Origin of the sequence: Buchananella sp. 14KM1171, assembly GCF_041380365.1 — a bacterium.
Taxonomy (GTDB): Bacteria; Actinomycetota; Actinomycetes; order Actinomycetales; family Actinomycetaceae; genus Buchananella; species Buchananella felis.
This window is the reverse complement of the sequence record NZ_CP159981.1, coordinates 561,693-585,304: the sequence shown is the minus strand read 5'-3', so window position 1 is coordinate 585,304 and position 23,612 is coordinate 561,693. Positions and strand designations below refer to the sequence as shown.

Annotated in this window: 13 protein-coding genes and 2 tRNA genes; 8 read left to right on the top strand and 7 right to left on the bottom strand. The window is 69.4% G+C overall.

Annotated elements, in window-relative coordinates:
* The first annotated feature begins 37 nt into the window (after nucleotides 1-37).
* The 3 genes from ABYF38_RS02360 to ABYF38_RS02350 are packed head-to-tail and all read left to right on the top strand — an operon-like array spanning nucleotide 38 to nucleotide 3,295.
* Nucleotides 38-1,057, top strand: a complete 1,020-nt coding sequence (locus ABYF38_RS02360; protein WP_371152525.1) for a 3-isopropylmalate dehydrogenase — start codon at nucleotides 38-40, stop codon at nucleotides 1,055-1,057.
* A 46-nt stretch (nucleotides 1,058-1,103) separates the two neighbouring features.
* Entirely contained in the window at nucleotides 1,104-2,243 is a 1,140-nt protein-coding gene (locus ABYF38_RS02355) for a branched-chain amino acid aminotransferase (RefSeq protein ID WP_371152524.1), read from the top strand.
* Nucleotides 2,243-3,295: a hypothetical protein gene (locus ABYF38_RS02350; RefSeq protein WP_371152523.1), complete on the top strand. Its 1,053-nt coding sequence runs from the start codon at nucleotides 2,243-2,245 to the stop codon at nucleotides 3,293-3,295. The genes ABYF38_RS02355 and ABYF38_RS02350 overlap by 1 nt, the downstream gene beginning before the upstream one ends.
* 112 nt (nucleotides 3,296-3,407) lie before the next feature.
* Here ABYF38_RS02350 and ABYF38_RS02345 read toward each other — a convergent pair whose 3' ends face one another.
* Nucleotides 3,408-6,191: a DEAD/DEAH box helicase gene (locus ABYF38_RS02345; RefSeq protein ID WP_371152522.1), complete on the bottom strand. Its 2,784-nt coding sequence runs from the start codon at nucleotides 6,189-6,191 to the stop codon at nucleotides 3,408-3,410.
* A 128-nt stretch (nucleotides 6,192-6,319) separates the two neighbouring features.
* Here ABYF38_RS02345 and ABYF38_RS02340 point away from each other — a divergent pair, with 128 nt between their 5' ends.
* On the top strand, nucleotides 6,320-7,774 hold the full coding sequence (locus ABYF38_RS02340) for an alanine/glycine:cation symporter family protein (RefSeq protein WP_371152521.1): 1,455 nt from the start codon (nucleotides 6,320-6,322) through the stop codon (nucleotides 7,772-7,774).
* Nucleotides 7,775-7,867: 93 nt separating this feature from the next.
* Here the strand turns inward: ABYF38_RS02340 and ABYF38_RS02335 are convergent, their stop codons facing one another.
* The gene (locus ABYF38_RS02335) at nucleotides 7,868-9,484 is read right to left on the bottom strand and encodes a heparan-alpha-glucosaminide N-acetyltransferase domain-containing protein (RefSeq protein ID WP_371152520.1); all 1,617 of its coding nucleotides are present in this window, start codon (nucleotides 9,482-9,484) and stop codon (nucleotides 7,868-7,870) included.
* 75 nt (nucleotides 9,485-9,559) lie between these two features.
* Here ABYF38_RS02335 and ABYF38_RS02330 point away from each other — a divergent pair, with 75 nt between their 5' ends.
* The gene (locus ABYF38_RS02330; RefSeq protein WP_371152519.1) at nucleotides 9,560-10,324 is read left to right on the top strand and encodes a fumarylacetoacetate hydrolase family protein; all 765 of its coding nucleotides are present in this window, start codon (nucleotides 9,560-9,562) and stop codon (nucleotides 10,322-10,324) included.
* A gap of 94 nt (nucleotides 10,325-10,418) precedes the next feature.
* Here ABYF38_RS02330 and ABYF38_RS02325 read toward each other — a convergent pair whose 3' ends face one another.
* From ABYF38_RS02325 to ABYF38_RS02315, 3 genes are all read right to left on the bottom strand, one after another.
* Nucleotides 10,419-11,606, bottom strand: a complete 1,188-nt coding sequence (locus ABYF38_RS02325) for an aminotransferase class I/II-fold pyridoxal phosphate-dependent enzyme (RefSeq protein ID WP_371152518.1) — start codon at nucleotides 11,604-11,606, stop codon at nucleotides 10,419-10,421.
* Nucleotides 11,603-12,067, bottom strand: a complete 465-nt coding sequence (locus tag ABYF38_RS02320; RefSeq protein ID WP_371152517.1) for a hypothetical protein — start codon at nucleotides 12,065-12,067, stop codon at nucleotides 11,603-11,605. Before ABYF38_RS02320 ends, ABYF38_RS02325 begins: the two co-directional genes overlap by 4 nt.
* Before the next feature lie 251 nt (nucleotides 12,068-12,318).
* Nucleotides 12,319-12,990: a hypothetical protein gene (locus tag ABYF38_RS02315; RefSeq protein ID WP_371152516.1), complete on the bottom strand. Its 672-nt coding sequence runs from the start codon at nucleotides 12,988-12,990 to the stop codon at nucleotides 12,319-12,321.
* A gap of 762 nt (nucleotides 12,991-13,752) precedes the next feature.
* Between ABYF38_RS02315 and gltX the strand changes: the two genes are divergently transcribed.
* Entirely contained in the window at nucleotides 13,753-15,252 is a 1,500-nt protein-coding gene (gene gltX / locus ABYF38_RS02310) for a glutamate--tRNA ligase (RefSeq protein WP_371152515.1), read from the top strand.
* Between the two features lie 67 nt (nucleotides 15,253-15,319).
* On the opposite strand, the gene ABYF38_RS02305 is transcribed toward gltX, so the two are convergent.
* Entirely contained in the window at nucleotides 15,320-18,892 is a 3,573-nt protein-coding gene (locus ABYF38_RS02305; RefSeq protein ID WP_371152514.1) for a cell wall-binding repeat-containing protein, read from the bottom strand.
* Between the two features lie 246 nt (nucleotides 18,893-19,138).
* Nucleotides 19,139-22,366 (bottom strand): cell wall-binding repeat-containing protein, encoded by a 3,228-nt coding sequence (locus ABYF38_RS02300; RefSeq protein ID WP_371152512.1) that lies wholly within the window; start codon nucleotides 22,364-22,366, stop codon nucleotides 19,139-19,141.
* Between the two features lie 635 nt (nucleotides 22,367-23,001).
* Here ABYF38_RS02300 and ABYF38_RS02295 point away from each other — a divergent pair.
* Nucleotides 23,002-23,073: transfer RNA gene (locus ABYF38_RS02295), tRNA-Gln, on the top strand.
* A gap of 37 nt (nucleotides 23,074-23,110) precedes the next feature.
* A tRNA-Glu gene (locus ABYF38_RS02290) sits at nucleotides 23,111-23,183 on the top strand.
* The last annotated feature ends 429 nt before the right edge of the window (nucleotides 23,184-23,612 follow it).

Genomic DNA, 23,612 nt, shown 5'->3' with positions numbered 1-23,612 from the left:
GCTAATCCGCTATCTGGACCGGGGCTAAGCTTTGCCCATGACGATCAAGCTCGCGCTCATTCCAGGTGATGGCATCGGCCAGGAGGTTGTTCCCCAGGCCCTGAACGTGCTGCGGGCCGCCCTGCCCGTGGAGGTGGAGGCAACCGAGTTCGATCTCGGTGCGCGCCGCTACCTGGCCACCGGCCAGGTGCTCACCGAGCAGGACCTGGCGGACATCGACTCCCACGACGCGATCCTGCTAGGCGCCATCGGCGACCCGCGCGTGCGCTCCGGCGTGCTTGAGCGCGAGCTGCTGTTGAAGATGCGCTTCGCCCTGGACCACGGCGTGAACCTGCGCCCGTCGCGCACCTACCCGGGCTCCGCCTCCATCCTTGCCGCCAACCCGCAGATCGACATGGTGGTGGTGCGCGAGGGCACGGAGGGCCTCTACTGCGGCAACGGCGGCGTGGTGCGCGCGGGCACCGATCAGGAGATCGCCACCGAGGTCAGCGTCAACACCGCCTTCGGGGTAAAGCGCGTGGTCCGCGACGCCTTCGAACGCGCTGCGGCCCGCCGCGGCAAGCTCACCCTGGTCCACAAGCACAACGTGCTGGTCAACGCCGGGCGCCTGTGGGCCCGCTGCGTGGAGGAGATCGGGCAGGAGTTCCCGCAGGTTGCCACCAGCTACCTCCACATCGACGCCGCCATGATCGCGTTGGCCGTGGACCCGGCGCAGTTTGACGTGGTGGTCACCGACAACCTGTTCGGCGACATCTTCACGGACCTCGCCGCTGCCGTCACCGGCGGCATCGGGCTGGCCGCCAGCGCCAACATCAACACTGAGCGCGTGCACCCCTCCATGTTCGAGCCGGTGCACGGCAGCGCCCCGGATATCGCGGGGCAGGGGATCGCCGACCCGATCGCGGCCATCCTCTCCGGCGCGATGCTTGCCGAGCACCTGGGCCACGCCGATTCCGCCCGCGCGATCGAGGCTGCCGTGACCGCCCACCTTTCCGAGCGCACCGGCCGCCTTTCCACGCAGGAAGTGGGGGCCGACGTTCTGGCGCGCCTGTCTTAGGGCGCGCCGGGTCTAGGCTAGGACTGCCAAAGCAGGAGGAACTGGAATGACGCTTACGCCGATCGAGCAGATCGCAGCTCAGGGCGGGCCCGCCGCCGACGAGGTTTCGGGCCGTTTCCCGGTCGTTGTCGGGGTGGAGACCAAGCCGGCCGCCGAGCGCGACCACCTCATGGCGGACCTGCGCTTCGGTGAGGTCTTCTCTGACCACATGGCCCGCGCGGTCTGGCGTGCGGACTCCGGCTGGGGCGAGCGGCGCCTGGAGGCATACGGCCCCAAGGCCATGGCCCCCGGCGCGAGCGTGCTCCACTACGGCCAGGAGGTATTCGAGGGCCTGAAGGCGTACCGGCACGCCGATGGGAGCGTGTGGACCTTCCGCCCCACCTGGAACGCCGCCCGCCTGAACGCCTCCGCGCGTCGCCTGGCCCTGCCGGAGCTTTCGGTGGAGGACTTCCTGGCCTCGCTGGTGGACCTGGTGCGCGCCGACGTGGAGTGGGTGCCCAGCGAGGAGGGCTCCACGCTCTACCTGCGGCCCTTCCTGTACGCCTCGGAGTCCTTCCTGGGGGTGCGGGCCGCCAGGACCGTCACCTACGACCTGATTGCCTCCCCGTGCGGTCCCTACTTCAAGGGCGGATTCCACCCCGTGTCCATCTGGGTGACAGACGAGTACCACCGGGCCGCAGTCGGCGGCACCGGGGCGGCCAAGACCAGCGGCAACTACGCCGCCTCGCTGCTGCCCCAGCTCGAGGCCGCCGAGCGCGGCTTTGACCAGGTCTGCTACCTGGACTCCACCAACACGCACCTGGAGGAACTGGGTGGCATGAACGTGTTCGTGGTGGCCCGAGACGGCGTGGTGCGCACCCCGGCCCTGACCGGCACGATCCTGGAGGGCTGCACCCGCAACTCCATCATCCAGCTGCTGCGCGACCGTGGCGTGGACGTGCGCGAGGAGCACATCGCCCTGGACTGGCTGGTGGAGGCCCTGCGCAGCGGCGAGGTCACCGAGATGTTCGCCTGCGGCACCGCCGCCGTGGTCACCGCCATCGGGCGCCTGGCCGGGCGCGGCTTCGACGAGCAAGTCGGTGCAGGCGAACCCGGTGCGGTCACCCAGTCCATCTACGACGAGCTCACCTCTATTCAGCTGGGCAAGCTGCCAGACAGGCACGGCTGGCTCTACAGGCTCGCCTAGTGGCTACCGTGCCAAGGAAACAGCGCGGCGCCGCAGCCCCCACCGGGAGGACTGCGGCGCTCGCGCTACTCTCCGCGCTGGCGCTCGCTTTCCTGGGCGGGTGCGCCATCGACGACACCGACGCCGCCAGGGCGTGGATGGAGCGCCACTACCCGGGCGCACGGCACCAGTTTCGTCCCGGCATGACCGGCCCAGAGCGCTTCCTGGCCAGCGTCGAGGCCCGCAACGCCGAGGAGGGCTACGCGGCGGCACTGGACATCTTGGCCAACGCCACGCGGCTGCCCACAGTGGTGTGCGTGTCCTGGCCCCAGGACGGGGGCTACTCCCGCCTGAACGTCACGGAGGCCACCTCAGCAGGGGAGTGGGAGCGGGCCCGGGCCGCCCTGCCCGCAGGCGCATCCGAACGGATCATCGCCACCACCGGCGACGGCTTCGACGCCTGCCAGCTGCCCCTCGGGGTCGCCTCCTACCGGGACGGCAAACGGGAGTACGGGCGCGTCTACACCGCCTACGTCACCACCAGCCCGGAGCTGGTGGCCGGGGACCCGCAGACCGAAGCCGAGGGCTGGGTCACCGAGCCCTTCCGCCACCTCGCGGACGCGCTGCCCGACGTCGCCCGAGTGGCCGACTTTCCGCTGATCCGGGAGCTGGGCGCCACGGACTACCGGGGCAGGTTCCTGCTCTTCGACTCCCCGGCAAAGGGCTGGGCGGCCCTCGACCGCCTGGGGGAGGGCTGGGAGGTCCACGCGGGCCAGGTGGGCCTGGGGGCGGAGCTGGCCACCGGGCAGGAGGCGGCCGAGCTGAGCCAGCTGCTGGGCGACTCGGTCCTGGTGTCTCGCCGGGAGGATGGAACCACGCTCACCGTGAAGGACGGCACCGACCTGCCGGCAGTCTTCACGCGGGTACGCGCCCTGCAACTCCCCGGTCCGATCGTGGTCAGCTTGGGCAGGCCCAACGACGGCGTGGACTTAGACGAGCCCACCGCTGAGGAGGCGGCAGATCCGCTCCTGGCCCCCATCTTGGCCGCCTGGAAGGAATCAGCGGGCTCCTAGTGCCGCCCCGGGCAGAGCCGAAACCGCTGCCCGCGCAACGCGCAGCGGCCGCGCTCACGGGGCGGCGGGTGGGACGTCGGCCACGAAGGAAATTGCCAGCCAGCTGTCCTAGTCAGCGCGGTCCAAAGTAAACCGCCTCCAGTGCGAGCGGCAGGCGAGTCTGAGGCCGGGCGGTTCCTGCTTTGTCGGTGCCGCCAGCGGCGAGAGAACCGGCGTCGTAGGCCTCCCGGGCGCGCTGATCGGTTTCTGCCAGGTCCACCAGCACCACCAGGCGCCAGTCGCGCTCGCCGGCCTCATCATCCAGCGTCTGGATTGCCAGCCAACGCCCCGGGCCCGCCAGTTGCTCCAGGCGCTCGCCACCCAGGTCTGCCAATCCGGCAGCTAGCAGCGCCTCAACGTCAACCCGCTCGACGATCTCAACGAAGTCCCCGCCGCGCGCCGCAGCGTCCGTGCCGATCCACTCGTGTTCCTCCCAATAGGCGCCCAGTGCCTGGTCCCACTGGTCAAAGCTCCACCCGGTGCCGCCCTCGTAACGGGACAAGCCCTCCACATCGTCGCGCGCCATGAACTCCACGCGCCTGAACATGGCGGTACGCACAGCTGCCCGCACGCGGGCGGGCACCCGCGATGGCCGCACAAAACCGTCCGCCTCCGCGCCAAACGGCAGCTCGGCCGGCGCCTGCTCGCCGCCCGGCAGCCGGTCGGTTTCACCATCGCCATCCTCGTCTAGCCCCAGCGCCACCCACTCGTCCAGTAGCGAGGTATCCACCGCCCGCACCAGCGAGCCCAGCCAGGCCACCATCGCATCCAACTCGGGCGTGCGCGCCTCCGGCGGCACCCCGCGCCGCAGCGCCCGGTAAGCGTCCGTCAAGTAGCGCAACACCACGCCCTCGCTGCGGGCCAAGTCGTAGCGGCTAATCAGATCCGCGAACGTCATGGCGTGCTCGATCATGTGGCGCACCACCGACTTCGGGGCCAGCTCATTGCCACCCACCCACGGGTGCGTGCGGCGATACATCTCAAAGGCAGGGGAAAGCAAAGCCGCCAGTGGGCGCGGCCAGGTGACGTCCTCCAACGCCTCCATGCGCGCGTCGTAATCCACCCCGTCCGCCTTCAAGGCGGCCACCACCCGGCCCTTCTCCTCGTTCTCCTGCGCCCACAACACCGGGCGCGGGTCCTCCAAAGTCGCCTCGAACACGCTGATCACGTCCAGGGCGTAGTCCGGGCTCTGCGGGTTGAGCAGGTCCAGGGCCGCCAGCGCGAACGGCGCCAGCGGGGCATCCAACGCGAAACGCTCCGGCAGGTCCGCCGCCAGGCGCAGGCGCGGCAGACCATCGGCCGCCGCCTGCGCACTCGAGACGTGCTGCACGATCTGCCCATCGCGCAGGGAGGCGTAGATCCGCACCGCTTGGCGCACCAGCTCGTTGCGGTCGCTGCGCGGCTCGTGGTTGTCCGTCAGCAGCTCCGCCAGCACCCGCACCGGGTCGGCGCCCCTGCGCTGCAACACGGACAGGATCATCGCCGCCGTGATCTGCAGCTGGGAACTCAACTTCTCCGGGGCGGCATCCCGCAGCCGCTCGAAGGTCTTGTCCGTCCAGTTGACGAATCCCTCTGGGGCCTTCTTGCGCACGATCTTGCGGCGCTTCTTCTCATCGTCCCCGGCCTTGGCCAGCGCCTTGGCGTTTTCGATGACGTGCTCGGGAGCCTGGACCACCACGTAACCCACCGTGTCGAAGCCGGCGCGCCCGGCCCGCCCGGCGATCTGGTGGAACTCCCGGGCGGTGAGGTGGCGGGAGGACTGCCCATCGAACTTCGTCAGGCCCGTGAAGACCACCGTGCGGATGGGCACGTTAATTCCCACCCCCAGCGTGTCCGTGCCGCAGATGACCGGCAGCAGGCCCTGCTGGGTCAGGCGCTCCACCAGGCGGCGGTAGCGCGGCAGCAGGCCCGCGTGGTGCACGCCGATCCCCAGGCGCAAGAGCTTGGACAACACCCGACCGAAGGCGGTGTTGAAGCGGTAGCCCTCCAGCTCGGCGGCGATCCTGGCCCGCTGCTCCTTGCTGGTGACCTGGATGGAGGTGAGCGCCTGGGCACGCTCCATCGCCTCCTTCTGGGAAAAGTGCACCACGTAGACGGGGGAGCGGCCCGTTCCCACCAGCCGCTCCAAAAGGTCCTGGATCGGCTCCAGCGAGTACTCGAACTCCAGCGGGACCGGCCGCTGTGCCCCCTCCACCAGCGCCACGGGCCGGCCCGTGCGCCGCTCCAGGTCCTGGCGCAGCCAGTCCACCTCACCCAGGGTGGCGCTCAGCAGCACGAACTGAGCCTGCGGCAGGCACAGCAGCGGCACCTGCCAGGCCCAGCCGCGCTGCGGGTCGGCGTAGAAGTGGAACTCGTCCATCACCACGGTGCCCACGTCCAGCTGCGGGCCCTCGCGCAGCGCCGCCAACGCCAAGATCTCTGCGGTGCAGCAGATGATCGGGGCGTCAGCGTTGATCGCAGTGTCGCCGGTCAGCATGCCCACGTTCGCCGCCCCGAACAGGTTGACCAGCTCGAAGAACTTCTCACTCACCAGCGCCTTCAGCGGGGCGGTGTAGTAGGTGCGGTCGTCGCGGGCCAGGCTGTAGAGGTGAGTAGAGGCCGCGATAAGCGACTTGCCGGAGCCAGTAGGTGTGGCTGCGATGACGTGGCTGCCCGCCAGCACCTCGAAGAACGCCTCCTCCTGGTGCGGGTAGAGCGGGCGACCGGTGGAGGCGGCCCAGCTCGCAAAGGCATCGGCCAACGCCTCTTCGCTTACCAGCATCCCGGTCGAGGGCGCCGGCTGGGCAGCGTCGTCCCCGCCGGCGGCCTCCGCCCGGTCGATCAGCTCATCCAACAATTCATTCAGTGCCGCAGCCATAAGACCATTTTCCCATTAGCGTTCACTAGCTGAACGTCCCATCCCAAAAGCGGGTAAAAGGGGAGAAAATCCCTTATCCCTCACGCCCTGGGCAGGCAGGCCGGGGCAAGGCCCTTCTAGGAGCAAGCATGGAAGCGGAAAACAGCGGCCTCACCGCAGTCCTGGGCGCCATCAACGACTACCTGTACGGCTATGTGCTGGTGGGACTACTGGTGCTGGTGGGCATCTTCTTCACCGTCCTGATGCGCGGCGGCCAGTTCACCTTAATGCCCGACGCTCTGCGCGCGCTGATGCGAAGCAGGCGCGCCTCCCACGGCATCTCCTCCTTCCAGGCCTTCGCGGTCGGCATCGCCTCCCGCGTCGGCATCGGCAACATCGCCGGCGTGGCCCTCGCGCTGGTCTACGGCGGCCCGGGCGCGCTGTTCTGGATGTGGATGGTGGCGCTGCTGGGCATGGCCACCTCCCTGGCGGAGTCCGCCCTGGCGCAGGTGTTCAAGGTGCGCCACCGCGACGGCTCCTACCGGGGCGGCCCGGCCTACTACATGGAGCACGGCCTGGGCTCGAAGGCACTAGGTGGCGTGTTCGCGTCCCTGTTCATCTTCGCCGTGGGCCTGTGCGTCACCATGGTGCAGGCCAACACGGTGGCAGAGATCTTCTCCGCCACCCACGGCGTGCCCATGTGGGCCACCGGCATCGGCCTGATGGTGCTGGTGGCGCCCGTGGTGATCGGCGGCGTGAAGTCCGTTGCCCGCGTCACCGAGTGGCTGGCCCCCGCCATGGCAGTGGTCTACATGATCGCCGTGGCCGTGATCGTGGCCCTCAACATCACCGCCGTCCCGGGCGTGTTCTCTGACATCTTCCGGGGCGCCTTCGGGCTGGACCCGGCCCTGGGCGGCATCGCCGGCGGCGTGCTCGCCACCGTCCTCAACGGCGCCCGCCGCGGCGTGTTCAGCAACGAGGCCGGTCTGGGCACGGCCGCCAACGCGGCCGGCACCGCCACCGTGGCCCACCCGGTCAGCCAGGGCCTTATCCAGTCCCTGGGTGTCTTCATCGACACGATCCTGGTGTGCACCACCACCGGCATCGCCATCCTGTTGGCGGGCCCGGAGATCTACGCCCCCGGCGTGGACCTGGCCTCCCGGGGCGCGGTGCTCACCCAGGAGGCGATCGGGGCCGGTCTGGGCGCCTGGACCGCCACCCCGATGGCGATCATCATCCTGATCTTCGCCTACTCCACGCTGCTGGGCATCTACTCCTACTCCCAGGTCAACATCGACTTCCTCTCCCGCAAGCGCGACCTGCACGTGGTCAACGGCGTGATCGTCACCGCCGCCGCCGGCCTGGGCACCGTGTTCAGCCTGAAGACCGTGTGGGCCATGAGCGACGTGGCCCTGGGCCTGCTCGGCATCCTCAACCTGCTCACCATCATCGTGCTCTCCCCCTGGGTGCTGGCCGTGGTGCGCAACTACCGCGCCCAGCGTGCCCGGGGAATCGAGGAGCCGGTGTTCGACGAGGCCGCCCGCGAGAGCCTGCCCCGCCTGCTGCCCACCGACGCCTGGGTGACCCACGCCGAGAAGGAATAGACCCACCCGGCCCCGCCAACCGGGGCGCGGAACTAGGAAGTCCCGGGACATCTACGGCGATGTCCCGGGACTTCCCCCGTTTTGGCAGCGCGGCTAGTCCCGGCCGCGGCTGCGCGGCAGCGAGGAGCCGCGATCGGCCCAGGAGGCCATGGCCTGCTCCAGCGGCCCGCGCTGGAAGAACCACGCCCAGACCAGCGCGAATACGCTCAGGCCGACCGCCTGCCAGATCAGGGGCGCGTTGGAGCTGTTGTAGCCAGTGCTGGTGAGCACCGCCGTGGTTACCACGTGGATGGTGTAGGCGGTCAGGGACATGGAGCCGACCGCGGCCAGCGGGGCCAGCGCGTACTTCAGGCGCCGCCCGATCGCCACACACCCGGCGATCACGGCCATGGCGAAACCACCGGAGGAAAGGGCCTCAAACGGGGAACCCGTGTGGGGGTCCATCGTGAAGACGTGGGAGACGTAGCGCTGCCAGAAGGAAGAATCCTCCCCGGGGGCAAACTCCTGCGGCCCCATCAGGCCGTCGTAGTAGCGCCAGTCCTCCTCGGTCCAGGTGGTGGTGATCCGGCCGAACTCCTCGCCGGTGCAGGGGTAGAGCTCGCCGTCCTCCATGCACATGAAGTCGCTGGGGGCGGTGATGTCGTTTCCGGTCACGCCCTCCTCGAGCCCGGGGGGCGGGGTGGTGGCGGCCGCCAGGCCCCGGATGTCCGGCCCGAGTGGCTCGGGCGAGGGCTGCGGCGGGATCGGGACGCTGATGCCCGGGTAGCTGCCGAAGGGGTCAACAATGCCGTTGTCGACGTCGATGCGCAGCAGCGGGTTGACGCCGTCCTTGGCAACGAACGGGGCGGCGAAGGCGGCGAACAGGAGCAGGCCGCTGACGCCGTAGGCCAGCAGCACCCTGGGCTTGGTCAGGTCGCTGCGCCCGATCGCCATGCCGATCAGGACGAAGCCCATCCAGACCACCGCCGGGTAGACGGAGACGAAGAGCATGGACAGGAAGCCGTTGCCGGGCGAGCCGCCGGGATAGTAGCCGAACCTGACCGAGGCCTCCTCGACCAGGAAGATGGCGGTGCTACCAAGGGCGGCGAACGAGAACCCCCAGGCCAAGAGGGCGCGCACGCTGCACCGCACGAACGGCAGGGCGAGCACGAACCAGAGGGCGTAGGCCCCCAGGATCACGGCGATGGGGGTGGCCAGGGTCTCCAGCACGGAGGCGAGCACCAGCAGCACCACGGCGCGGGTGAAGATCCGCAGGCGGTCGCGCAGCAAGTATTCGCCCTCGCGCGGCCTGGTGCCGCCGGTGATGATGGCCAGGGAGATGCCCGCCACCATCGCGAAGAGGATGGAGGCGCGCCCGTGCGCAAAACCCAGCCAGCGTGGCGTGTTGCCCACCGCGTCGATGGCGCCGGCGTGGGCGATGACCATGCCCAGCAGTGCGATTCCGCGCGCCGCGTCCAGGCCGGTCACGCGGCCCGCGCCGCCCAGGTAGGGGCCCTTGCGCAGCTGGGGCCACCACGGGCGCGGTTTCTGCGTCCACGGCGACTTGCTCTCCGGGGCATTAGCGTGGGCTGGCAGGGCGGCCTGGTCCACCGGGAGGGCGGCCTGCGTGGGCGGGGCGGTGGGGGCGGCAGCGTCGTCCACCAAGGAAGTCCCAATCTGCGCGGCGGCCCGTGGGGGGACCGGGCCGGGGGCGGGAATCGAATCTGTCATGGTGGGAGCCTAAATGGGCGCGGCCGGTTTGCAGGTCATGCGTCGGTATGAACGCGCCGCCCGTATCCTCATACCATGCGCATTGCTCGTTTTTCCCTTGCAGACGTTCCCGCCTACGGCGTGCTGGAGCCGGACTCCGACCGGATCGTGGTGCTGGACGGCGACCCCCTTTTCGGCGGCACCAAGCCGCGCGGTGAGATCACCAGCGTGGACGAGGTCCGCCTGCTCTCGCCCGTGATCCCGCGCTCGAAGGTGATCGGCGTGGCCGGCAATTTCCCGGTGGACGACGCTGCCGCCCCGGCCGCCCCCTTCCTGTACGCCAAGCCGAACACCGCCGTGATCGGGCCCGACGTGCCGGTAAACCCGCCGGCGTGGGCGGGCGAGCTGCACGTGGAGACGCACCTGGCTGTGGTGATCAAGTCGCTGTGCAAGAACGTGGCGCAGGCCGACGCGGCCGCCGTGATCCTGGGCTACACGGCGGCTGCGGACTTCACCAGCGCCACCGCCCAGGACGCCGACGGGCAGTGGACCCGCGCCAAGAGCTGGGACACCTCCTGCCCGCTCGGGCCGTGGATCGCGTTGGCCGACGAGTTCGACCCGGCCGCGGCCGTGCTGCGCACCTACGTGGACGGCCAGGTGGTCAGCGAGGCCAAGATGGCCGACGCCGCCTGGGACGCCGCCCGCGTCGTTGCGGAGGTCTCTGCCGTCATGACCCTGCTGCCCGGGGACGTGCTGCTGTGCGGCGCGCCCGCCCCGGCCGCCCGCGTCAAGGCCGGGCAGCGCGTGGACGTGGAGGTCTCCGGGATCGGTTCCTTCTCCAACCCCGTGATCGCGCTGTAACGGCGCGGGAAGGGAAGGGGCGGCGGCGGGCTGGTGGGCCCGCTTGGGGCAGACGGGCGCAGGGCAGCGGCCGGCGGCTGGCGGGCGGGGGAGATCAGCCCGCTTGGGCGTAGGCGTTGGCCGCAGCGGCGATCTGGCGGGCCAGCTGCGTGACCAGCTCCCGCGAGGTGGCCAGGTTGACGCGGAAGTAATCGGCGTACGCGCTACCGCAGGCCCCGCCGTTGTTCACGTCCACCAGGGCCTCCTTGACCACCACGTCGTGGACGCTTCTGCCCTCGGGCAGCAGCTGGGCCAGCGCGGTGGCGTCCACCCACGCCAGGTAGGTGCCCTCGATGGGGAAGGTGCGCAGCAGGGGGCAGGCCCCCAGCTCGCGGGCAAAGACACGGGCGTTTCCCGCCAGGTAGTCGTTCAGGGAGGCCAGCCAGCCGCGAGCGCGGCTGTAGCCGGCCGCGCTCGCGGCCGCCCCCACCGGGGAGTGCTGCGAGGCGAGCAGGTGCAGCGAGGTCGCAAACCGCCCGGCCAGGTTCGCGTCCGTGACGATCAGCTGGGCGCAGCGCAGCGACGGGATGTTGAACGCCTTGGTAGCCGCCAGCGCGGTGACCGTGTGCGCGGCCGCCCCCGGCAGGCTGGCGTAGGGCACGTGGCCCGCCCCGGCACTGGGGGAGTGGACCAGCGGGGCGTGGATCTCGTCGGCAAAGACCAGCGCGTCGTAGCGGCTGACCACGTCGCGCAACGCCTCCAACTCGGTGCGGGACAGCACCCGCCCCACCGGATTCCACGGGTTACACAGCACCACCAGGCCCGCCCCCGCCTTAAGCGCGTCCTCGATTCCCTCCAGGTCCAGCCGGTACACGCCAGACTCATCCGGGGAGCAGGGCACCTCGATCACCTCGCGGCCCTCCGTGGCCGGCAGCGTCAGGAACGGCATGTACGCCGGCGTGGGGACCACCACCGCGCTACCCGGGCGGGTCAGGCGCCGAATCATCTCCACCAGACCGGACAGGACGTCGGCCGCCAAGTAGACGTTCGAGCACTCGATCTGCCAACCGAAGGTGTCCCGCACAAAATCGCACGTCGCGGAGCGCAGCTCGGCGGTCTCAGCGGGCGTGGGGTAGCCCAGGTGGGCGCTAGTCACGCGGGCGGCCGCCGCCGCTAGCACCGGCGGCGGGGCAGGGAAGTCCATCTCCGCCACCCACGCCCCAATCGCGCCCGGGGTGCGCGACCACTTCAAGGAAGCATCCCGCTCCCGCTCCTGGCGCGTCACATCATCGAACACGCTCATAGCCCGCCAGCCTCGCCACCAGCAACGCGAAGGCCACCCACGAAGTCCTTCCACTCCGTGGGAGCAAAATCCATGGCGTCGCACACCGCCAGCCCCACCAGCATCGAACCGGACTCCACGTCCACGCGCGCCGCGATCGCCCCGTAAGACTTCGACGTGAGCCGGGGCCGGTTCATGAACTCCACCGCCATGAACTCGGTGCCATCCGCGCCCCTCATCGCGCGCGGCTCGCTGCGCTCCTTCAGCTCCGCCTGCTGATTGATCCGCTCCAGCTGCTTGTCCAGGTAGGCGAGCGTGGCGGACTCATCAGAGTCCGCAGGCAGATCAGTGTCCAACTTGAACGCGGTGCCCACGTAGTGGCAGGAGGACGGCCCCGAGAGCTCGAAGGACGCGTTGTTCTCCTGCAACGTGTTCCAGCCCTCCAACTCCGGCCGCACCAGCGTCAGCGGCGGCGCCTCCACCTGGGCCGCCTGCTGAGAACCGGCAGAGCCGGCAGACCCGGCGGACGGAAAAGCACAAGCCCCAAGCAAGGCGGTACACGCGGCGGCACTGGCAAGGAGGGCGGCATGACGGCGGCGTCGTGCAACTGGCGCAAAACTCATGCCCACAAGACTAGAGGCTCAGGCGACGCAAAAAGGCGGACGGCGCGGCCGTGCAAGAACACAACCGCGCCGTCCAGGCAACTAGCCAGGCGCACGCCCGGCAGTCAGAATCAGAGAGAACCGGGGTTGCCGGACTCCAAGCGCAGGGAAGAAATAAAGGTAGTCGCCTCGGTGACGTCGAAGGCGGACTTGTCCTGGCACGCGCCCAGGAAGTGGATCGCCTTGTTCGACTCCACGTCGATGCGGATACCAATAACCATCGGAACCTGGAGGCCGTCCTTCTCCAGGGTCACGGAGCGCATGAGCATCTGGGTGCCATCAGCCATCTTCACCTCCTGGATCGCGTCCTTGGACACCACAGTGCCGCCACCGATGGCCTCAGCGATGTGCTCCAACGCGTGCTCGGAGGCGGCCCGGTCGGTGGCACCCTCGAACGGCGGCGGGGCATCCACACCGGTCGCCACCAGGCAACCCGACGGGGTGTTGAAAGAGATCTTCTTGGGCGGCTCGATAGCCAGCGGGGTGAAACCGTCCACCTCCGGGACGGCCAGGGCCAGCTCGCCGGCAGCGGCAGCGCCTTGCGTGGCCTCAGCGGAAGCGGACTCGGACGCCGCCTCCGTGGTAGAGACCTCGGGGGCAGCAGAGGCGGACTCGGAGGCGGCCTCAGAAGCGGCGGCGGACGGGGCAGCCGCAGTCGCATCAGGCGTGTTGTCCCCCTGGCTGGAGCAGGCAGACAGGAGCAGGACGGCGCTCGCCGCCAGGGCAATCAGAGAACGTTTCATGCTTCCAGGCTACTGGGGGTGCGATTTTGGGGACTAGGAATATCCACAGAGACCTGGTGTGAAATCGCACAGCGGGGTTGGGCGTGTCCGGGGCCGCTGGGGCTGGTAGGCGCGGGCGTGCGGGCGTGCGGTTGGGTGCGGGTGTGGCCGCTGCGGGAGTGCGGTTGGGGTGGGTGCGGCCGCGGCGGGTGTGACGGCGGCGGCGGGTGTGACGGCGGCGGCGGGGTGCCCCCGAGCTCACAAGCGTGCGGTCGGGGTACATGCGACCGCTCGGGGCGTGGCACCGGTCGGTCGGATGTACCCCGTTGCAGCATTTGCGAGCTTGGGGGCCGGGGATGGGTGCTGTGGGCCTCGATGGGGCGCCGGTGCTCGCCGTAGGTGCCGGGTGTGCGCAAGCGATTGAGGGCTTAGTGCACCTCTCGTAGGGTTGGTGCACCTCTCGTGGGCTTAGTGAACCAGTCGTAGGCTTACCCGGCCGGGTAACCCCTCAATCGGTGCACCAAAAGCTCAACAGCTGCACCAAGAGCTCAAGAGGTCGGGAAACCCTACAACCGTTTGCGCAACGATCACTGGCCCGGCGTCGAAGTCCTTCGCCCCCAGGCCCGGGTTGGCTGGGTCGCTTCACCGAGCAGTCCGGCCAGGGCGGCCCCTTCGCCCCCAGGCCCGGGTTGGCGGGCCCCGCGAGGCGCGAGATTTGAACTGAGCCGCTGACCGGCGCCTGTATCCCACCTGGGCGGCAGCGGTCATAGACTTATCCCCATCATGACTACTGCAGCAGTTTCTCCGGTTCGCGTTCGTTTCTGCCCATCTCCCACTGGCACCCCGCACGTGGGCATGGTGCGCACCTGCCTCTTCAACTGGGCCTACGCCAGGCACGTTGGGGGCACCTTTGTTTTCCGCATCGAGGACACGGACGCAGCGCGCGACAGCGAGGAAAGCTACGCGGCCATCCTGGACTCCCTGCGTTGGCTGGGCCTGACCTGGGATGAGGGCATCGACGTGGGCGGCCCGCACGGTCCCTACCGTCAGTCGCAGCGCATGGACATTTACAAGGACGTGGCAGCCAAGCTGCTGGAGGGCGGCTACGCGTATGAGTCCTTCTCCACCCCGGATGAGATCGAGGCTCGTCACCGCGCCGCCGGGCGCGACCCGAAGCTGGGTTACGACGGTTTTGACCGCGACCTGAGCGAGGAGCAGAAGGCCGCCTACCGTGCCGAGGGCCGCGAGGCGGTGTTGCGTATCCGCATGCCCGATGAGGACATCACGTTCACCGACCTGGTGCGCGGCGAGATCACGTTTAAGGCGGGCAGCGTGCCGGACTACGCGATCGTGCGCGGTAACGGCCAGCCGCTCTACACGCTGGTCAACCCGATTGACGACGCGCTGATGGAGATCACCCACGTGCTGCGCGGCGAGGATCTGCTTTCTTCCACGCCTCGCCAGATCGTGCTGCACCGCGCTCTGGTGGAGTTGGGCATCTCGAAGGGGGTGCCGGAGTTTGGTCACTTGCCCTACGTGATGGGCGAGGGCAATAAGAAGCTCTCCAAGCGGGACCCGGAGTCGAACCTGCTGCTGCACCGCGAGCGCGGCATGATCCCGGAGGGCTTGACCAACTACCTGGCGCTGCTGGGCTGGTCCATCTCCCCGGACAACGACGTGTTCTCGATGGAGGAGATGGTGGCGGCGTTTGACGTGCACGACGTCAACCCGAACCCGGCCCGCTTTGACCCCAAGAAGTGCATCGCGATCAACGCCGAGCACCTGCGCCGCCTGGATGAGGATGATTTCCGCGACCGTTGCGTGCCTTACTTGCACGACGCTGGCCTCGTGGCCGCCCCCTGCTTCGCCGACCTGAGTGAGCGTGAGCGGGAGATCCTGTCTGCCGTGTCTCCGTTGGTGCAGTCCCGGGTCCAGCTGCTCGGTGAGGTGCCCGGCATGGTGGGCTTCCTGTTCACCGACGGCCCGGTGAGTGTGGAGGACGACGCTCGCGCCAAGCTGCGCCCGGAGGCGGCCGAGGTGCTGGCGGCCTCCCTGCGTGCGCTCGGTGAGTTGGGCGAGGGCGAGTTCGTTGCCGCCCGCCTGGAGGAGTCTCTGCGGGCCGTGCTGGTGGACGAGATGGGCATCAAGCCGCGCTTTGCGTTCGGTCCGCTGCGCGTGGCGATCACGGGCCGTCAGGTCTCCCCGCCGCTGTTTGAGTGCATGGAGGTCCTGGGCAAGGATGTCTGCGTTTCCCGTCTGGAGGCGCTGGCTGCATCTCTCTGATGCGTGAGCTGAGGGGCGGGAGGAGAGCTGTTGCTCTCCTCCCGCCCCCTTGCTTCACCTACGCGGATTAGCGGATAGCTTGGCGCACCGTGTTCTCCACGTGGTTGGACAGGGAGTTCTCCCCGCCCACCAGGTAGGCGTGGACCGGTCGCTTCAGGCTGCGCAGGAAGCGGTCGGCGTGCCCGTCGAGGGTGGGAGCGGCGCTGAGCAGCAGCACGCCACCGCTGCGGGCCGTGAGGGCAGAGGCCGCCAGGGCGTCGGCGAAGTTGTTGCCGTTTGCGATCACCACCCGGGCCGGGTGCGAGGCGGAGACCTGCGCAGGCGGGAACGCGGTGGCCAGCAGGTAGGCGGTCTCATACCTGGAGGAGCCCACGAAGTGCTGGGACATCGGGATGCGTGCGTTGCGTAGCGCGGTCTGCGCGCCCCCACCCAGGACCGCAATCGCTCGCTGGCTGCTCTGCTGCCGCAGGAACGCCGCCGTCCCGGCCGGGAGGGTGGTGCCGCGCGAGAGCACGGTGATCGCCCGGGCGTTGTGAGAGGCCGCGCCCGTTGCCAGGCCGTCGGGGAAGTTGTTGCCGTCGGTGACGAAGATCCGCTCGATGCTAGAACCGCTCACCGCCAGGGCCTGCTGAGCGATTTGGATTGAGGTGTCGAACCGGTCAGAGCCCGCGATGCGCTGCACGCCCATCCCGGCGCGGCGCAGGCTGGCCTCCACCCCGGCAGGCACAGAACCGTTGCCGCCCAGGATGACCACGCGCCGTGTCCCCTGCGTGCGCATCGAGTTCAGCACGCTCGGCTCGAGCGCGTAGCGGTTGACCGTCAGGTAGATCGGCGCGTCCAGTACCCGCGACAGGCCCGCAGCGCTCAGCGCGTCCGCGTAGCTGTTACCCGTTGCCAGGAGGGCGACCTCCGAGCTTTCCTGTGCCTGCGCGATCGAGACTGCCGTGGCGACGCGGTCGGAGCCCGAGAGCCGGACTACCTGGCTTTCCACCTTCGGCGGCGGAGGCGGCGCCACCGGGGGCTTGGCGGTGGCGGTCGGCTTCGCGGTGGCGGAGGCCGACGGCTTTGCGGTGGCGCTCGGGGTGGCCGAGGGCTTGACCGGCGGGGTCGCCGAGGCCGAGGTCGAGGCGGAAGCACTCGGCTTGGCGGTGGCGGTCGGCTTCGCGGTGGCGGTCGGCTTCGCGGTGGCGGAGGCCGACGGCTTCGGGGTTGCGGTGGCGCTCGGGGCGGCCGAGGGCTTGACCGGGGGCTTGGCCGTGGCGGAGACCGATGGCTTCGCGGTGGCGGAGGCCGACGGCTTCGCGGTGGCGGTTGCGCTCGGGGTGGCCGAGGGCTTGGCGGTGGCGGTCGGCTTCGCAGTGGCGGAGGCCGACGGCTTTGCGGTGGCGGTCGGCTTCGCAGTGGCGGAGGCCGAGGGCTTCGCGGTGGCGGTTGCGCTCGGGGTGTGCGAGGGCTTGACCGGCGGGGTCGCCGAGGCCGAGGTCGAGGCGGAAGCACTCGGCTTGGCGGTGGCGGACGTCTTTGCGGTAGCGGAGGCCGACGGTTTCGCGGTTGCGGAGGCCGACGGCTTCGGGGTTGCGGTGGCGCTCGGGGTGGCCGAGGGCTTGACCGGCGGGGCCACGGGCGTAGTCGCCGGCGCAGACACCGACGCGGTCGCCGACGCCGACGCGGTCGCCGACGCGGTCGGCTCAGAACCCGGCAGCGCGGGCAGCACGGTGATCTCCTCTTCGATCCAGTAGTGGAACGAGGAGAGCTTCACGCGCGCGACGCCGGGTGCTAGACCGCGCGCCTGGTTCGAGTTCTCGATCCGCAGCAGGTCTGGGGTGAGGGATTCCAGGGTGGCGAAGGGGGTGTCGTCGTCGCTGCCGAACGTGCGCACCAGGTTGATGACCTCACCGACGCGGACGGTCCTGGGGCCGCGCAGCTCAAGGCCGGGGCGGATCTGGACGGTTAGGGTGCGGAAGAACATGGTGCCCGGGATGGAGAAGAAGAGCTTGGCCTTGCCGGGCTTGACGAAGTGGAACTCGCCGGTTTCGCGGTCCACGGTGAGCAGATCGAGGGAGTCGGTGCCGAGGCTGAACTCGCCGGAGAGCTGCTCGGTGATGTCCCCGGAGCTGCCGTAGACGGTGAAGACACCGGTGGAGCCCACCACACTGTCGCCCCAGCTCCATCGAACGGTTCTGATCTTGTGGACGTTCACGGTCGCTTCGGCGATGCGCCCGGAGGGGCTGGCGGTGAAGATGATTCGTGCCCGGCCGGGGGAGACGGCCTGGAAGCGGCCGGTGTTCGCGTCGATCGAGATGACGTTGGGCGCGTCGGTGCTGAAGCGGCCCGTCACCGAGGCCTCCTGTCCGTCCACGAGCGCCGTGACGACGGGCGTCTCGAACGATCCCTCCAGCAGGTCGCTGCGGACGGCCAGTGAGAGCTGCGGGACGGGGGCGGCGGATACCTGCACCACCTGGGTCACCGTGTTGCTGGAGTTGGTGGGGGTGAAGGAGATCGTTGCCTGCCCGCCGGTCAGCGCGGTGATCTCGCCGGTGGTCTCGTCCACCTGGGCCACGTCGGGGCGGGAGGAGGTGTAGCGCCCGGCGAGGGCAACGGTGCGGGTGCTGAAGGAGGAGGTGACGGTGGCGAACGCCTTTTCCCCGACCCCCAGGGTGCTGATCGGCTCGAACTGGACGGAGCTGTCGCCGGGGATCGGCACATCGATGGCGTAGCAGCCGTTGCCCACGGGCGCGGCCGGGGTGTTGCCCCCGCTGCGCACCGAGTGGTTTACGTAGTGGGTCTGGTCGCTCTGCGCAAAGGCGTGGTGGGTGTAGGCCGGGTTGAGCAGGGTGTGCAGGTGGCCGGTGCGGAAGTTGAACGCGCCGTTGTCGTCCTGCAGGTAGATCAGCTCGTCCTCCCACAGGGTCAAGCCCGCGAACGGCGTCATCGTGCCGACGCTGCAGGCCAGGTTCTCCGTGTAGAGGGACTGCCCGCCCAGCACCTTGAGCCCGAACAGGTTGGTGCGCACCGGTCGGGTGTGGGTGATTCCGCTCAGCACCTGCTCGGCGGCGCGCTGCAGGGAGATGCGCTCGGCGTCGTTGTCCCAAGACACCATGCTGGCGTACTGCTCGGCGCTGGTGATGCCCTTCTCCCGCAGCACGGTCTGCAACGGGCGCCCGTTGTAGGGCGGGTTGGTCTGCCACATCCTGCGGCGCAGGTTGCGGAAGTCGTCCATTGCCCGCGCGCGAACGTCGTCCTGGTGTAGCTGGACGGGGACGCGCGCAAGCAGTCCCGTGCCCAGATCCGTGCCGAGGTCCACGTAGGTGGACTGCCGCAGGGTGCAGCTGGGGATAGTGGGCTGGTAGCACGGGTGGGTGAGGTTCTGCGGCGTGGCCTGCCCGCCTGGCCCGGGGGCGGTGTTCGACTGGTGGTTGCCCGCGCCGTCCCGGTCTGCCTCGGTGTCGGCATCGAGGAGCGGCTCGGTGAGCAGGGGCGCCTGGTGGGCAGCGTCGTCCACCTGTTCAAAACTGTTCGCGGCGGCGTCTGGGGTGGGGGGCTCCTGGGCGAAGGCGGCGGCGCTGCCGAGTGCGGCCGGGAGGCTGAGACATACCGCTATGGAAGCGGCGAGTAGGGATGGCAATTTCTTGTTGCGCATCGTTACTCCTTTCGATTTTGTAGTTATTTCTTGGCGGGTGAGGGGGCGGCCTACCGCTGGGCTCGGCCTGGGGTCGCGTCGGCTCGTCGTGAGCCGATTGGCGGCGTGGCTCGGCCCGCAGGAGGGGCGTGGTGGGGGCGCCCCCAAGCTCTTTCTGGCGCGCTGTCAGCTTGTATTTGGCATGGCTGCGCCCAAACCCGCACGAGACTGGGGTTTTGAACGCAGGCCCTCCGCCAGGGCGGGAGATCAGTCCACGGCTAGGCGAACCGAGTTCTCCACCCGGGTGGAAAGGGAGTTTTCACCCCCTGCCAGGTAGGCGTGCACGGGGCCGGAGAGCTGCATCAGGTAGGACGCGGCATAGCCCTCCAGCGTCGACGCCGTGCTCAACAGCAGCACCCCTCCCTCACGGGCCGTCAGCGCCGAGGCCGCCAACGCGTCAGCGAAATGGTTGCCGTTGGCGATCACCACGCGGATGGCCCGATTGGGGGCGGCGGGGGAGGCAAACGCCTTTGCCACCCGGTAGGCCGTCTCGTAGCGCGACGCCCCCAGGAACCGCTTCGCCGGCTGCACAGAGGCCTGCTGCAGGGCCGTGTTGGCCTTGCCGCCCAGCACGTCCACCGCCCGGAACCGGGACTGCTCCCGCAGGAACGCGGCAGTGGCGGCGGGCAGGCTGGACCCATTGGTTAGCACCGTGATTGCCTGCGCATTGGCCGACGCTGCCCCCGCGGCCAGACCATCAGGGAAGTTGGTTCCATCCGTGACGAAGACTCGTTTCACGGCCGCGCCGTTCACGCTGATCGCGCGCTGGGCCACCCGCAGCGAGGTGTCCGTGCGGCTGGCGCCCGCGATGCGCTCAACGGTCATGCCGGAGTTCAGCACGGTGCGCTCCACCGCGAGCGGCACCGAGCCGTGCCCTCCCAGGATCACCACGTGGCGCACGCCCTGCCGGCGCATCGAGGCCACCACCTGGCTCTCCAGGCCGGAGGAACTCGCCGTCAGGTAGATCGGCGCGTCCAGCACCCGGGAGAGCCCGGCGGCGCTCAGCGCGTCGGCGTAGCTGTTACCCGTGGCCAGGATGGCGGTGCTGGCGGGGGCCTGGGCCTGAGCGACGGCGATGGCCGTGTCCACCCTGTTGTTGCCTGCCAGGCGCACCACCCGGCTCGTCACTGTGGGCGGCGTCGGGGTGGCCGGCGCGCTGGCGGTAGGGGTGGTGCTGGGGGTGGCCGGCGCGCCGGTGGGGGCCGGCGGTTTTGGCGAGGCGGTAGGGGCGGTGCTGGGGTTGGCCGGTGCGTCGGTGGGCGCCGGCGGTTTTGGCGAGGCGGACGGTGTGGCGGATGGCGTGGAGGGCGCCGAGGGAACGGACGGGTTAGAGGGCGACGTCGTAGGCGAAACCGAAACCGAAGGCTGCGCGGAAGGCGTGGCCGGACCATTCGACGGCGTGGGCAATACAGGATTGCCGCCCGGGCCGGGCTCCACGCGGATGTCGAAATCCACCCACCACGACGAATAGGACAAGCGCACCCGGCCGCTACCCGGAGCCAAGCCCCGCACCTGGTCGGTGTTGTGCACCTCAAGCAGCTGAGGCGTCAAAGAGGTAAGCTCCCCGACCTCGTAACCCGGCCCCTGATTCAGGGCGCGCTTGAGCTTGATACTCTGGCCCACCTTCACCACGTTCGGGCCGGTCAGCTCCAGGCCAGGCTGCACGTCGATAGCGATGCGCTTGAAGATGTCCGTGCCCGGAACGGAATACTCGAACCAGACCTTGCCGGTGTTGTTCAGGTGGAAGGAACCCGTGTCGAGATCAATCGTCGCCTTACCGAAAGACTCCGGGGCAACCACGAACTTGCCCGGCACCACCTCGTTCAGGTTGGCCGAAGCCAAGCGCACCACCAGGGTGCCGGACGAGCCGGCGTTGCTGGCAGACCACGTCCACGAATAACGCTTGACCTGCTCAACCCGCACCTCCATGGAGGTGACCCTGCCGCTCGGGACGGCCGTGAAGATCACGCGCGCCTTGCCCGGGGTCAAGCCACGGTAGACGCCCGAAACCGGGTCGACCGCGATGATCTCCGGCGCGTCCGTGGAAAAACGGCCGGTCACCTGAGTCTCGGCGCCGTTCACGGTGGCGCTCACCACGGCAACGTCGTCCAAGCCGGGCAACAGGGCGCGCCGGCCGGCCAGCTTCAGCGTCGGCACGGTGCCGGCGGAAACCGTGATCGTCCGAGTGTGCACGCTGTCCGCACCCGCCGTGCGGAAGGTGATCACCGCAGACCCGGGCGCCTTGGCCCGCATCTCGCCCGTCTGCTGGTCCACCTGGACGACGTCAGGAGCCGAGGAAGAGAACGTGCCCACCATGACCAGCTCGCGCTTGTTGAAGACCCCGGTAGGCAGCAGCGTTGCGGTGTCGCCCACGCCCAGCACACCCGGGTCAGAGAGCTTGACCGCAGTGCCCGAGGGCAGCGGGACGTCGAAGGAATAGCAGCCATCCCCGACCGGGGCCGGCGAGGTGTTGCCCTGCGCGCGCACGCTGTGGTTCGTGAAATGGGTCTGGTCGGTCAGCGAGAAGGCGTGGCGGACCTTAGTCGGGTTGAGCAGCGTATGCAGGTGACCGGTCGCGGTGTTGAAGCTGCCGTTGTGGCGAATCAGGTCAGCCAGCTCCGCCTCGAACTGGCTCATGCCCTGCGCGCTGGTCATGAACCCCTCCGCGCACGCGAGGTTCTCAGAACCCAAGCCCTGCCCGCCGCTCACCCCGAGAGCAAAGATGCTGTGCCCGGAGGGGCGGTCGTGGGTGATGCCGCTAATGCTCTGCTCTGCGGCGCGCTGGATGGAGATTCGCTCCGCGTCGTTGTCCCACTGGGGCTGGTTGGCGAACGCCTGGGCGGAAGTGATGCCATGCTCGGCAAGAACTGTGCGCAGTGGGCGGCCGTTGTAGGGCGGGTTGGCGGCCCACATCCTGGTGCGCATCGCGCGCATCTCATTCATCGCCTGCGCGCGGACCTGGTTCTGGACCAGCCGCACCGGCACGCGGGCGCGGGGGCCGGGGCCCAACTCCAGGCCCAGATCCACGTAAGTGGACTCCTGCAAGGAACACGTGGGGACGATCGCCCGATTGCACGGGTGAACGAACTCGTTGGGACCGAGCGGGTCGGGGGCCTGCGGCGGTAGGGAGGGGGCCGGCTCATCCGGGTCGGGGGCCTGCGGCGGTAGGGAGGGGGCAGGCTCATCCGGGGAGCCGGAGCCGGGAAGTGGGTCTTGCGGGGGAAGCGCCGGAATCAGCAGGCTGCGCAGTTCGCCGTCCTCGTCCTCGTCCGCGCTCCCGGTGTCGGTCCAAAGGGGCGGGGAGGAAGTGGCGGGCTCTCCCGCCAGTGGGAGGGGGGACTCGGTAGCCAAGGAAGGACTGGCCAATGTCGCTGGCAGAATCAAGCCGATTGAGAGCGAAATGGGGGCCAGCAGGGACCGGCGAGGGCGGCGCATGATTACTCCTTTCGTGAGCGGCAGCCGTGCGCTAGTTAACCGGTAAAGCTGTCCGTTTACCGAGATTTCTCGGAATATGTGACAGATGTCTGACGACTGTGGCGCGTCTCGCGCAAATCGGGGCGCTCGCGGCGGCGTGTCGGTTGCCACGCGGTGATTTGCGCTATCTATCGCTGGGCGTGCGGGGGTGGGGTGGGGCGCGAGCGCCCCTGTCGTAGGGGCGCTGGGTGGTGGCCGGGGCTCGTGGCGCGGGGTAAAGGGGCGTTTGGGGTCGGGTGCGGGTCGAGAGCTGCTGGTGGCGGGTGGGGCGAGGTTCGGGGGCGAGGGCGCGGGGTGGGGTGGGAAGGTGCGTCCGGCTGGGTGTGTTGTTGGGGCCGGTCTGCGCCCGCCGTGGTGGCGTGGCGGGCTTGGGTGTTTGGTGGCTGCGGCGGGAGGGACGTCGGCCATAGTGGCGGGCCGTGCTCTGGCGGGCGGCGTTACCGGTTGCGGTGAATGGTGTCGCGTGGCGAGCAGCGTGCGCGGGAAGGTGGCGCGGATTACTCCCCGGGGATTTGCCGGGATCGGCACCCCTCGTGTAACGTTCACATCCGGCGCTCGCAGCCGGGCTTATGTCGGGCTGGGAGAGTCAAAACCCTTGGGGTATGGTGTAATTGGCAGCACGACTGATTCTGGTTCAGTTAGTCTAGGTTCGAGTCCTGGTACCCCAGCTCGCGAGTTAAATCGCGCGGCTCGAAAGAGCCAAGTGGCCCCGTCGTCTAGCGGCCTAGGACACCGCCCTCTCAAGGCGGCGGCGCCGGTTCGAATCCGGTCGGGGCTACAAATCGAAGCGGCTCGGAGGTTTTCCTCCGGGCCGCTTTCACGTTCGGTAGCGGGCCTGTCCCGCCGTCTCCAACGGTAGGGGAAATGGGAATAGGCCGGGCGCTAAGGGCTGGGAGCGCGGCCGCCCGGCTTGGCCGCCCGTGGTGGCCGACGTTCCGCCTGCCGTCGGGTTTTCGCGCCGGCGTTCTGGGTGGCCGACGTTCCACTCGCCGCCCGGTAACACGCCGATCCCCGTGGGGGCCGCCCGTGGTGGCCGACGTTCCGCCCACCGTCGGGTTGTCGTGCCGGCGTTCCTTGGTGGCCGCTGCGGGTTGCCCCCGAGCGTACAAGCGTGCGGTCGGGGTACATCCGACCGCTTGGGGGCGTGGCACCGGTCGGTCGGATGTACCCCGTTGCAGCATTTGCGAGCTTGGGGGGCCGGGGATGG